Genomic DNA, 12,105 nt, shown 5'->3' with positions numbered 1-12,105 from the left:
GTGGATAGCAAGCTCCTCGCGCGGGTTGGTGCGGCCGTCTTCGTCGGCCTCGCTGTCGCCATGACGCTCGTGCAGATGCGCGAGGAGCTTGCTGCACATCCGGAGCCGGTCAGAGAGGTCTGGGTGCCCGATGGCGATCCGCTGCCAGCACAATTGCGTGCCTGTGCAGATATGGGTGAACTGGCGCTGTCTTCGCCCGATTGCCGCGCGGCCTGGGCCGAAAAGCGCCGACGCTTCTTCGGCGTCGATCACCCCGAGGCCTATTCCAGGCTCGATGTCTCGACGACGCCGCCCGTGGCGGCCCTCGCGATGTCATTTCCCGATGGCGAACAGCGAGGGGAGGACTGACATGGGCGGCACCGGCGTCGTCGATCGCTTCCTCGCGATCTTCTCGCGCTATATCGACAGCGGCTTCGGACTACTGTCGGGCGAAGTCGCCTTCATCGCGACCACGCTGATCGTCATCGATGTGACGCTCGCTGCGCTGTTCTGGAGCTGGGGCGAGAACGAAGACATCATCGCTCGGCTCGTCAGGAAAACACTTTTCGTCGGCATCTTCGCCTACATCATCGGCAACTGGAGCGCGCTCGCCAACATCGTATTCGCGAGCTTTGCCGGATTAGGCCTTAAGGCCAGCGGGTCGGGGCTTGGCGCTGCCGACCTGCTGCAGCCGGGGCGCGTCGCCCGGGTCGGGATCGATGCGGCGTGGCCGCTGATCGAGTCGATCGCCGACCTCATGGGCTATGTCGGCTTCTTCGAAAACTTCCTCCAGATCGTGATCCTGCTCGTCGCCTGGGCAGTGGTGATCATCGCCTTCTTCATCCTTTCAATCCAGCTCTTCGTCACTCTCATCGAGTTCAAGCTCACCACGCTTGCTGGCTTCGTTCTCATCCCCTTCGGGCTGTTCGGCAAGACCGCCTTCCTCGCCGAACGCGTGCTCGGCAATGTCGTTTCCTCGGGCATCAAGGTGCTGGTTCTCGCGGTCATCATCGGCATCGGCTCGACCCTGTTCGCCGAGTTCACCAGCGCCATTCCCGGCGAGCCGACCATCGAGGATGCGCTCGCCATCGTTCTCGCGAGCCTTACCCTGCTCGGTCTGGGTATATTCGGCCCCGGGATTGCCAACGGCATCGTGGCGGGCGGCCCGCAATTGGGAGCGGGCGCAGCAGCAGGCACGGCTTTGCTTGCTGGCGGTGCTGCCGTGGGAGGTGTCGCCGGAGCCAAGCTTGCCGGGGGAGCGGTTGCCAGTGCAGCATCGTCGGTTGCCCGTGGCGCGCCGCGCGCCGCGGGTGGGGCGACCATGGCCTATGCGACCGGGTCTGCCGGCAAGAGCGGCGGCGCGGCTGTTGCGGGCGGTATAGCCGGGGTCGGGCGCGCGACGGCAGGCGCTGCGATGTCGCCGCTGCGCAAGGCCGCGGAGGGCGTCAGAAGCAATTTCCGCCAAGGCGCGCGCACTTCGGTCGCCAATATGGGCGGTCGCATCGTGCCTGCACCCGGCACCACGTCGCCGGATCTGTCCCCCGACAGCGGTCCGCCTGCCTGGGCCCGTTCCATGAAGCAGCGCCAGAGCCTTGGTCATTCAGCGTCGCTGGCCGCGCATACCGTGCGTGCCGGCGACGGCCACGGCGCCGGGGCTTCCATCGACACGCAAGAGAAGGACTGACCCCTCATGTTCAAACGCCCCTCGATCCGGTACGGCAGGACGCCGCAACCCGAGACGCCCTACCAGCGCGCGGCGCAGGTCTGGGACGAGCGCATCGGTTCTGCCCGCGTACAGGCACGCAGTTGGCGCTACGCCTTTTTCGGCGCGCTCGGCCTGTCGGCGGCGCTGACCGGCGGTCTCATCTGGCAGAATGCGCGCGGCACCATCGTCCCGTGGGTGGTCGAAGTCGACAAGCTTGGCGAAGCGCGCAGCGTTGCGCCTGCCAATGCCGACTTCGCGCCGACCGACCCGCAGATCGCTTTCCACCTCGCACGGTTTATCGAGCATGTCCGGGCCATTCCCGACGATCCGATCGTAGTGCGCGACAACTGGCTTAGGGCCTACGACTTCGCGAGCGACAAGGGTGCGCTGGCGCTCAACGACTACGCGCGCGCCAACGATCCCTTCGCCATGATCGGTCGCGAACAGGTCGCGGTCGATGTCGCCAGCGTAATCCGCGCGTCGCCGCGAAGCTTCCGGGTGGCCTGGGTCGAACGCCGCTACCGTGATGGCAGCCTCGCCGAAACGACCCGCTGGACCGCGATCCTCGGTGTCACAGTGCAACCGCCCACCAATCCCGATGCGCTCACCAGGAATCCATTGGGAATCTTCGTCACCTCCATCAACTGGTCAAAGGAGCTCGGCTGATGTCCCGCTCATATCGTATCTTTCGCGCAGGCCTGCCCGGCCTGATCGGTGCCGCCTCGCTGGCGCTCTCTCCTCCGGCGTCCGCGACCCCGGCACCGGGCGCATCGGCCATGCACCTGGCATTTTCTGCCATGGTCCGTTCGCCCGGTGCTCCGACGTTCCTCCACGAAATAATCTCGCGGCAGGCATCCCCCACTGCCGCGCGCCGCTCCCCCGCTCCTGGCCCCGAGGAGCAGGTGGGAGCGGCGAACGCTTCGGCGCGGGTCGAGCCCGGCAATGCCGGCTTCGAGAACGCGATCCAGCGCTATGCCTATAGTGAAGGCGCGCTCTTCCAGGTCTATGCCAAGCCCGGTCAGGTAACCGATATCGCTTTGCAGGAAGGCGAGACGCTGGTCGGCCCCGGACCGGTTGCAGCGGGCGATACGGTCCGCTGGATGATCGGCGACACGTTGAGCGGGACTGCCGCGACGCAGCGGGTGCATATCCTCGTCAAGCCGACCCGGCCCGACATTACGACAAATCTCGTGATCAATACGGACCGGCGCACCTATCATATCGAACTGCGCGCCAGTTCGCGTGTCTATATGGCTTCGGTCAGCTGGTCGTATCCGCAGGACGAGCTGATCGCGCTCCGCAGGTCCCGGACCGAGGCGGCACTGGCCGCGCCGGTTGCCGATGGCTTCACGCTCGAGAATCTCAATTTCGACTACCGGCTGTCGGGCGACAGACCCGCCTGGCGTCCGCTGCGCGTTTTCGATGACGGCCGGCGTACGCTGGTCGAATTCCCGCCGGACATCGCGCAGGGCGAGATGCCGCCCTTTTTCGTGATTGGCGAAGAAGGCGCAGCCGAACTGGTCAATTACCGCGTTTCGGGCCGCTACCTGATCGTCGACAGGTTGTTCCGCAAAGCCGAATTGCGTCTCGGGGCAGGGCGCCGGCAGAAGCGGGTGACAATCACCAATCGCGGGCGGCCCGGCTCATGAGCGAGGAAGAGACGCTCGCCGCTCCGCCCGATGCCGAATCCATCACCAGTTTGCGCGGCGAAGGGCCGCGCGTCGTGCGGCTGTCGCGCAAGGCTGTCGCTATCGCGGGTGCCGCCGGTCTTGCTGTGGTCGGCACAGCGCTGCTCTATGCGCTGGAGCCGGCATCGCAGGATGCCGCGGATGAGCTGTTCAATACCGAAAGCGTGGCGGTGGCAGACGGTTTGGCTTCTGCGCCGAGGGACTATTCGCAGGTGCCGAGGCTTGGACCTCCGCTCCCCGGCGATCTCGGCAAGCCCATCCTCGATGCGCAGGATCGCGGCGCTGTCGCGGAATTGCCACCTGTCGGGGGGCAGTCACCGCCGCCGTCGCAGGGGATTAGCCCGGAAGAGGCCGCGCGTCAGCGCATCGAACAGGAACGCGAGGCGGCGCGGGGCAGTCGCCTGTTCTTCGGCGGCGGTGCGCCTGCGGCTGGTCTTGAGCCAGCAGTGCCGGATACGGCGCAGCTTGCAGGACCGGCCGGACCCAAGGTGCCAGCTCTGGATGCACCGGGCTTTCTCGATCGACCGGCGGAGCGCCGGACCGTCGCTCCCGAACGCCTGAGCGCGGCGCCGTCCGGCCCGTTCCTGCAGGCCGGTTCGGTCATTCCCGCCGCCCTCATCACCGGGATCCGCTCAGACCGGCCCGGCCTCGTCACCGCCCAGGTCACCGAGAATGTCTATGACAGCGCAACAGGCCGGCGCTTGCTCGTCCCGCAAGGGTCGCGCCTCATTGGCGATTATGAATCGAACGTCGGCTTTGGTCAGCGGCGGGTGCTGCTGGCGTGGAACCGGCTGATCCTGCCCGACGGGCGATCGCTCGTCCTCGAGCGCCAGCCTGCCGCGGACCCCTCTGGCTATGCCGGGCTCGAAGACGGCGTCGATTATCACTGGGGCGGGGTGCTCAAGGCCGCACTGGTTTCGAGCCTGCTCGGCGTCGGCAGTGAACTGGGCTCGGGCAGCGACAGCGATCTGGCGCGCGCCTTTCGCCGAGGTAGTCAGGACAGTGTCGGTCGTGCTGGCGAGCAGGTGGTCTCGCGTGAGCTCAATATCCGCCCGACGCTGACCATCCGTCCCGGCTATCCCGTGCGCGTGCTGGTGACGCGCGATATCGTGCTTGAGGCCAGATGATGACCCGGCTCAAGCTCACCGACATCACCGATGAGAAACCGGTCAAGCTGACGATCGAAATACCTGCACGGCTGCATCGCGCCCTGACCGAATATGCCGCGGTCATGAACGGCGGAAGCACTCAGGATGCCCCCGCGCCGGTCGATCTCATCGCGCCGATGCTCGAGCGGTTTGTCGCCAGCGATCGCGCCTTCGCGAAAGCCAGAAGGAACGTTCGAAGTAGATCGGCAAGAGCCGAATAGGGCGAAGAGCGTCTGAAAACCCGGCCTCGCTTGATTACCGAGGCAATGGGTTGATCCTGGCCGATGGGCGAGCGGGCCGCAGCACGTATGTCCATGCTCGCTAATGGTATCGGCGTGTCCGTCTGAGGATGTGTGCAAAGTCGGTTCGACGGCCGTTCGATGCGGGCGAGCGATATATTCCGATTATAAAATAGCATCTTGCAAAAGGGCCAATCACCTTGATGCAGCGACCGATTGGAGTCGCGCCAGCAAACAAGGAGAAATGCCATGAGCACCCCTGAACGCAAGGAGCCGAAGGTCATCGATCTTGGAAAGGCTTCGCTCCAAACCAAGGGCGTCGCCATTTTCGACCAGGATGGAAGCGGTGGACGCCTCAACTATCTCACCGGCATGGCCGACGACTGACCAAATGCGGGGCGCCCTGTCGATTGCGGCGCCCCGCAGTTTGCGTCGAAGATGGATATTTCCGAAATCGAGCAGGGGGAGGTGGCGTGGTGCCGGATCGATCGCCAGCTGGTTTTTCTCGATATCACGCACGACCGGTATTTCTGCCTGCCAGAAGCGCGCAATGACGAGCTGATCAGAAGTATGGAGGAAGAGAATTCTCCATACTGGTTTCAGCCAGCTGCCCTGCCGCGTCCTGACCAATGGTCCGAACCGCTGAGGTCTTCGCCCGATATGGAAGATGGGCGATTCCGGCTTGGCGAAGTCGCAAGGGCTCTATGGATGCAGCGCCGTGTTGAACAACGGCTCGCCGCTACATCGCTATGTGCCGTTCTCCATGAAACGCATGCGGTCCTTGAGACTCGGGCGGGCAGTTCGATAAGGATGGACGTCGCCGCGCGGGCCTGCGTGCGCGCTTTCGAACAGGCACGGCTTATTCGCACGGCAGCCGATCGATGCCTTCCGCGCTCGATCGCTCTGGCCCTGAACCTGGCTATCAGGGATTGCAGGTCCCAGCTGGTGATCGGCGTCAAGACAGCGCCTTTCGCCGCGCATTGCTGGGTCCAGCATGGCGCGGACGTGCTCTCGGACAGTGTCGAAGAAGTGCGGCGCTATCGCCCTATCCTTGTCCTGTGAGGCAAATCGCGTTCATCCTCGCGCTTCCTTTGCATGGAACTGCCGGCGGCGAGGTGCTGCGTGCGCCAGATCCAGCCGGACTGTCCACGTCGCGTGCCTCGCTGTGGGTCGGAAAGGATGTGCCACTCCTTGATGGCGGCGCTGCCGGAATCGTTCTCGGGCATGTGTTCTCTCGCACCCCGTCGGCGCCAGCCCGCCATGGAGAGGTCTTCGCAGCCCGCCATGCGAACCCTGCCGAACTGGCAAGCTTCCTCCTTGAAAATTTCTGGGGGGCTTATCTGCTTGCGGTCCGCGATCAGTCCGATGGACGCTGGTCGATCATGGCCGATACCTCTGGGCTATTGCCGGTATATCGGCAGGTACTTGGAGACACATTGCTGTTGGCCAGTGACCCCGGTCTCTTCGGCCAATGCACCAGCAAGCGCCCGGAAGTTTCGTACAAGATGTTAGCAGCACACCTTCGCAGACCGGAGCTCCGCCAGCGAAAGACTTGTCTTGCTTGCATCGACGAGTTGGTGCCGGGCGCCCTTGTCCGGGCCGGCCCGTCTCAGTCAGATACACAGCTGTGGAGGGCAGAGGATTTCGCGAAGCGAAATTCGTCGCTGACATTCGAAGAGCATGCCGAAGAACTGCATCACCTCAGCGTCAGTGTCATTGGTAGCTGGATGCAGCTTTTCGGACATAACGCCGTGGCTGCCTCGGGCGGTGTCGATTCCTCGCTCATCTGTGCAGCTGCCTGTCGAGCGGGCAAGCAGTTCGGCTGCGTCAGCGTCGCGACCGCCGATCCGAGCGGCGATGAAATCCCCTATGCCCGGGCGGTGGCCGAAGCATGCGCTGCACGCTTCACGCAGCGGCTTTATGACCCGCTGCTGTTCGATCCCGCGCAATCTGCTTCTGCAGGCCTTCCCCGACCCGGCCGGCGCGCCTTCCTCACGGTTCTCGATAGAGTGCTTTGCGACGCAATGGCCGAACTCGGCGCGGAAGTGGTCTTCGACGGGAACGGCGGCGACAATCTGTTCTGCTTCCTTCATTCCGCGGCACCACTGGTCGACCGGATGCGTGACGAGGGTCCCGGAAAAGGGTCTTTTGCGACCTTGCTGGACATGTGCCGCGTCACCGGCTGCTCCGTGCCAACGATGCTGCGTGCGACGTTCCGGCGGTTGCTCGCTCGACGATCGTCGGCCCTCTGGCCACCGGATGACAGCTTTTTGAATGGGGATGCGGCGGCGCCTGAAAGCCCGGCACTGACGCCCTGGCCAATAGCGGGGCAGGGAAAGCGGACAGGATGGCAGGATCACCTCCTGCTGATCATGCATGGCCAGAACCATATCCATGGCACGGCGACTTCTCTGCCGCGTTTTTCTCCACTGGCGAGCCAACCGCTGGTCGAATTCTGCCTTGCGGTGCCGACCTGGCAATGGGCGCATGGCGGACGCAATCGCGCCCTGGCGCGGCGCGCGTTCAGCGAAACCTTGCCCCAAACCGTTCTTGTGCGGACGTCCAAGGCCGGTCCCGACAGCTTCATTCGCGCTGCATTCCAGCGTAATCGCGCAGTGATCGCGGAGAGACTGCTCGACGGTCTTCTTGCGGCGGAGGGCGTCATCGATCGTATCGCGGTCGAAGAGGCACTTCACGCCGATCACAAGGTGAGCGGAGCCACTATAAGCCGATTGCTCGACTTGCTGGAAGCGGAGAACTGGGCACGCTCATGGACCGGTTAGTAGGGCGCCGCGCATGTGAGATCCTCGCGGTCTGGTGCGCCTCGCATAGCCAGCCACCGCTCGTACTGCGCGTCGCGCGTCGAATCGCAATTGCGCTTGTCGGCCAGCCAGAATTCAAACCACTCCACGTTTCTTTGGTAGAGCGCCTCGCGGTGAGCGGGCTGCCATTTCAAATGTGGTCCGTCAGGAAAGACATAGAGCTCGATGGGATTACCGCGGTCCTTCCAGGCCTCGACCACGTCGAGCGCACCTTCATATTCGCTATCCCCGATCTGCAGGAGCAAGGGAATGTCGATGTTGTCCGCATTCAGGATAAGCGACATCGGTCGCCAGAATTCTTCCATGCCGGGTTCGAAATAGCGGTAGCCGCGTTCACGTAGCTGATCCGCGAAGACCGGGCCCGGAGCGAGCGCGAAGGAGTACATGTCTTCGCAGCACGAACCCATCGATGCCGCCTTGAAAAGATCCGAGTTCACCATCGCGAATTGCGCCGTCCCGCCCCCGTCGCTGAATCCACTGATGCCCATTCGTTCTGGATCGACCGCGCCTGTCGCAAGGGCATGTTCCACAGCCATTTCGAGCGACGAGAGAACCTGGCGCCGGTCCGCCCAGTCGCCTCGGCCGCCGTTGCGCATGTCTGCCTCGCGCGTGGCCGCCATTCCTTCCGGCAGAAAGGAAGGCCTGTCGAAACTGAGGACGGCAAAGCCGCGCGCCGCGAGCGGATGGACCGGAACCTCGTCGCCGGTTCCGCCGCGCAGATAGCCATGGCTCGAATACTGGACGACCACGAGCGGATGCCGCTCGCCTGGCCGGTGATCGGGTGGGAGGACGAGATCTGCAAAGGTCTCGACTCCAAAGGCATTGCGGAAGCGAAAGCGGCGCACCTCACCATAGCGGATCGCGCGAAGCTGCGGATTGGGATCGAACACGATCCGCTCTGCTCCTGATGTCATATCGATCGCGACCATCCTGCGCGGCTGCACACTACCCTCGCGCAGGCACACGAGCTCTGCACCTAGCGGGCTGCAGCCGACCACGGCATCGTCGGTCTCGAGGACTCTGCGCGGCGAAGGGGCGTCGACGTCCCATCGCAGCAACGCGCTCCTGCTGGTGGCCCAACCGGTCACCTGTTGGGCGAACAGACCCCCTCCTTCGGTGGACCACCACAGGTCGCGAATTCCTTCGCACTCCAGGCTGTCGCATTGACGCCGCGTACCGTGCGGCAAGGCGATGACAAGCCGTGTCGGACTGACGATCCGCTCTGGAAATTTGGGTTCGAGCCACGCCGCATGGCCATCCGGGCCCGGCCTGTATGCGCGCGCGCTCTCGGGAATGTCTGCCGGTCTTGGAGGCGCAAGTAAGCTTCGTTCTTCAAGGGTCGCTTCGCGTTCGGATCCGTCGTCGAGCGACACGAGCGTATAGGTGTATTCGGCATGTCCGGTGGGAACCGGATAGTCGGCGAACTGCGGCGCGAAACGGTGGTCGAACAGGAAGCCACGCCGCCCCTCCCGGGCGATCGCCTCGGCTTCGCGCCTGATGTCCGGGCGGCTTGCCACGACTATGCCGCTGCCATCAGGCGTCCAGGCGAAAGCATCGACGTTATCCTGCAGCGAGGACAATTGCCTTGCGTCGTCCCTGCCATCGGGATTCCCAAGCCAGACCTGCGTCGATTGCTCCTCGCGCCTCAGGAACGCGATCTTGCTGCCATCCGGCGACCAGCGCGGAGAATACGGTTTGGTCCAGCCCGCCCGCACCGTCATGAAGTCGCGGAGCGGGAAGTCGTCGAATATGAATTCGCCTCCGCGATCGATCTCGATGATGTCGCCTTCGCCTTCGGTCGGCATGACCAGAAGCCGGAGGCAGTAGGCATTCGCATCGGGGTCGGCAGTGAGCACGAGGACCGCGACCTTCTCACCGTCCGGCGAGAAGCCGAACGGGCTCGGCGTCGGGTCGGGCATGTAGCGCCCGATATCGGTGATCGTCAGCTGGTCTTCGAGGGTGATCGTACGTGGCTGGTACGGACTGCCTGCGCTGTTGTCGGCTATGCTCGCGCAAGGATCGCCTGTTCGGGCCGGGATATCGGCGGTCGGCACGATCGTCTGGGCAAAGGCTGCGGCGAGGAGCAAACTCATCACCACTTCCTCCGGAGACCTACAGCCACGAACCGCCCGATCGGAGAGTAGTTTGTCGCATCATAGGGCGTATCGGTCGGTCCGGATTGTCCGATGATTTGGGGCTCATCGTCAAACAGGTTCTGGACTGTCAGCGATATCTCGAGACCGGGATCACGATCTTCTCCGGCGATGATCGCATAGCTCAGGCCGAGGTCGACCGTCGCCGAAGGGGACAGCCGCTGAACCTCGGCGAACCGCCGGTCTTCCAAGACCCCGATATAGTTCACCGCGAGATTGGCTCGCAAAGGTCCGGCGCGATATCGTGCCGCGCCGCGCGCGCGATAGCGCGGCGGATTGAAGACCACTCCTGCCAATTGGACCTCTGGCAAATGTTCACTCAATTGCTGGCTGCTGTCGATCCAGGTCCCGGCCACGTCGAAGCCGATGCTCTGGTCATCGCCGAAGGCTCTGCTCCATGCGATCCTGGCATCGATTCCCCGAACGGCCCAGGCGGCAACATTGATGTTCCGATTGTCGACGAAGGCGACGACATCTGCCGGGTCGAAAGGCGCTCCGGTAAAGTTTTCAAGGCCGAAGGGTGCGCCCGCTATCAGATCGACAAGCGACTCGGCATCGGGCGACCGATCAATAATATCCGCGTAGCCCGGATTGCTGAAGGCAGCGCCGATCGATCCGGCAATCGGAACTGTTACCCGTTCATCATAATCAATGTCGTACCAGGTCGCCGACAGAAGGAGATTTTCAGCACCCTTGGGGCTCCACTCGATACCGGCGGTCCAGCTACGCGACCGCTCCGGTTGGACCTCGGGATTTCCGCCCGATGCATAAAGGACCGTTTCCGAACCAGTACCGGCACCGAAGAAGAATGCCGGCAACAGAATTGTCTCGTAGGCGACATATTGCTGGTAGAGTGTCGGTGCCTTGAAAGAGCGAGCCCAGCTTCCTCGCAGGCTCAGGCCTTCTACCGGGGAATAGGTGGCGGCAATACGCGGAACGGCCAGGCTGTCGAGGCCGGGATAGTCTTCGTACCGAACAGCGCCCGAAAGGGTGAGTTGGTCGATGCCTCCGATGTCGTTCGATGCGGATACCAGCGGCAGGTAGAGTTCGGCATAAGCGAAACGGGCGCGCTGCGTGACGTCGAAGGCGAAGCTGCGGGTTGTCTCGACCGCTTCGTAGTCGAGGCTGGTGTTGCGCAGGCCGAGACCGACCGCGAGGCGTGCATCGCCGCCAGGAAACGCAAAGAGCGGACCTTCCGCACCGGCTTCGAGCGAGGCGACTTCGTTGAAGTAACGACCGCTAGCCCCTCGCGACGGGCCGTCCGCTGGCGAAAAGGTCGTCCGATACCGTGTGCGATCGCGTCCGAAAACGCCGAGCACCCGGCCCTCCCATCCCGACCCGATGTCGATCAGCGCCGATGGCGCGAGGGTATAGCCTTCGAGCGAAGGATCGCGGGCGATTTCAAGCGCCGGTGTGCCGGCAAGAAAGCTCGAAGTGCGCCTGGAGTAGAGGGCATCGAGGGCAAGTTCGACGCCCGGAGCGATATCATGATGCGCGGCGAGAGTGACAGCATGCCTCGCTATGGCTGGGTAGAGGGAGGTCGCAGGCAGCAGGCCCGATGCATAGCTGCGCTGACGCGCTTCGATCTCCGAGTTGTTCGCGAAATCGTAGGCGACCATGAAGCCTCCTCCGCTCCAAGTGGTGCCGGCGACAATGTCGGCCTGCTGGCGGAAATTGCCGCCATCGGTCGAGACACCAAGCTGCGCCGACGTTGCGATGCCGTCGAAGTCGCGGCGGAGGACCACATTGATGACACCCCCCACTGCGTCAGAACCGTAGAGAGCTGACGCCCCATCAGGTACGACGTCCACCCGGTCGACCGCAGCCAGCGGGATCGCGGAGATATCGACTCCCTGAAAAGCCGAATTGTAAGGCAATCGGTGCCCGTTCAGCAGCGTCAGCGTAGCATCCGGTCCGAGACCGCGAAGGTTGGCGGACGAGGCCGAGTTGATGTTCTGGTTGACGAGACCGGCACCCGATCCCGCACCGGGGTTTTGACCTCCCGAAAAATTCTGTGGCAACGAGCGGATCGCCTCACCAAGATCGATCTGTCCGGCATCGACGATCGTCTCGCGATCGAGAGAAATTGTCTCGCTGATCGCGCGGGCGCCTCTGATGCGCGTTCCGGTCACGACAATCGGGTCGTTATCCGAAGTTTGTGTTTCCGGATCGGGACTGTCTGCGTTTTTGCTCGATTGCGCTTCATCCTGTGCCAGCAGGGGGGCGGGCAAGGTTGCGAGAGCGGTTCCGGCCAAGAGGCATGTTATCGCGCGGATTTCGATTTTCATTGTCATCTCCCTGATCAGCCGGTCGCGCCGGTGCAGGGATGAAGACGCAAAGTAGCGCGATCACCTTAGTTTCAATTGAAATT

General features: G+C 63.5%; 11 protein-coding genes. 9 read left to right on the top strand and 2 right to left on the bottom strand.

Annotated features, from left to right (window positions below):
* The 9 genes from trbK-alt to AC13CE_RS14275 all read left to right on the top strand — a co-directional run bounded on the left by trbK-alt (position 1) and on the right by AC13CE_RS14275 (position 7,542).
* The gene (gene trbK-alt / locus AC13CE_RS14315; protein WP_482972797.1) at positions 1–348 is read left to right on the top strand and encodes a putative entry exclusion protein TrbK-alt; all 348 of its coding nucleotides are present in this window, start codon (positions 1–3) and stop codon (positions 346–348) included.
* 1 nt (position 349) lies between these two features.
* Positions 350–1,663, top strand: a complete 1,314-nt coding sequence (gene trbL / locus AC13CE_RS14310; RefSeq protein WP_482972796.1) for a P-type conjugative transfer protein TrbL — start codon at positions 350–352, stop codon at positions 1,661–1,663.
* 6 nt (positions 1,664–1,669) lie between these two features.
* The gene (trbF, locus tag AC13CE_RS14305; protein ID WP_482972795.1) at positions 1,670–2,350 is read left to right on the top strand and encodes a conjugal transfer protein TrbF; all 681 of its coding nucleotides are present in this window, start codon (positions 1,670–1,672) and stop codon (positions 2,348–2,350) included.
* Positions 2,350–3,333, top strand: a complete 984-nt coding sequence (gene trbG, locus AC13CE_RS14300; protein ID WP_482972794.1) for a P-type conjugative transfer protein TrbG — start codon at positions 2,350–2,352, stop codon at positions 3,331–3,333. Before trbF ends, trbG begins: the two co-directional genes overlap by 1 nt.
* Entirely contained in the window at positions 3,330–4,499 is a 1,170-nt protein-coding gene (locus AC13CE_RS14295) for a TraB/TrbI/VirB10 family type IV secretion system protein (RefSeq protein WP_482972793.1), read from the top strand. Before trbG ends, AC13CE_RS14295 begins: the two co-directional genes overlap by 4 nt.
* Positions 4,499–4,741, top strand: a complete 243-nt coding sequence (locus AC13CE_RS14290; RefSeq protein WP_482972792.1) for a DUF2274 domain-containing protein — start codon at positions 4,499–4,501, stop codon at positions 4,739–4,741. Before AC13CE_RS14295 ends, AC13CE_RS14290 begins: the two co-directional genes overlap by 1 nt.
* Positions 4,742–5,008: 267 nt before the next feature.
* On the top strand, positions 5,009–5,146 hold the full coding sequence (locus tag AC13CE_RS14285; protein WP_482972791.1) for a benenodin family lasso peptide: 138 nt from the start codon (positions 5,009–5,011) through the stop codon (positions 5,144–5,146).
* 51 nt (positions 5,147–5,197) lie between these two features.
* A complete protein-coding gene (locus AC13CE_RS14280; RefSeq protein WP_482972790.1) occupies positions 5,198–5,821 on the top strand; it encodes a lasso peptide biosynthesis B2 protein in 624 nt (207 codons plus the stop codon).
* Positions 5,818–7,542, top strand: a complete 1,725-nt coding sequence (locus AC13CE_RS14275) for an asparagine synthase-related protein (RefSeq protein WP_482972789.1) — start codon at positions 5,818–5,820, stop codon at positions 7,540–7,542. The genes AC13CE_RS14280 and AC13CE_RS14275 overlap by 4 nt, the downstream gene beginning before the upstream one ends.
* On the opposite strand, the gene AC13CE_RS14270 is transcribed toward AC13CE_RS14275, so the two are convergent.
* Together AC13CE_RS14270 and AC13CE_RS14265 are read right to left on the bottom strand one after the other, a co-directional pair.
* Entirely contained in the window at positions 7,539–9,674 is a 2,136-nt protein-coding gene (locus AC13CE_RS14270) for an Atxe2 family lasso peptide isopeptidase (RefSeq protein WP_482972788.1), read from the bottom strand. The two genes, AC13CE_RS14275 and AC13CE_RS14270, sit on opposite strands and share 4 nt — an antisense overlap.
* Positions 9,674–12,022, bottom strand: coding sequence for a TonB-dependent receptor plug domain-containing protein (locus AC13CE_RS14265; RefSeq protein ID WP_482972787.1), 2,349 nt, complete (start codon positions 12,020–12,022; stop codon positions 9,674–9,676). The genes AC13CE_RS14270 and AC13CE_RS14265 overlap by 1 nt, the downstream gene beginning before the upstream one ends.
* Positions 12,023–12,105: the final 83 nt, after the last annotated feature.

The sequence above is a fragment of the Qipengyuania sp. B-5 genome, from assembly GCF_056857815.1.
The sequence above is the reverse complement of the archived record's forward strand: the minus strand, read 5'-3'. Positions and strand labels throughout refer to the sequence as shown.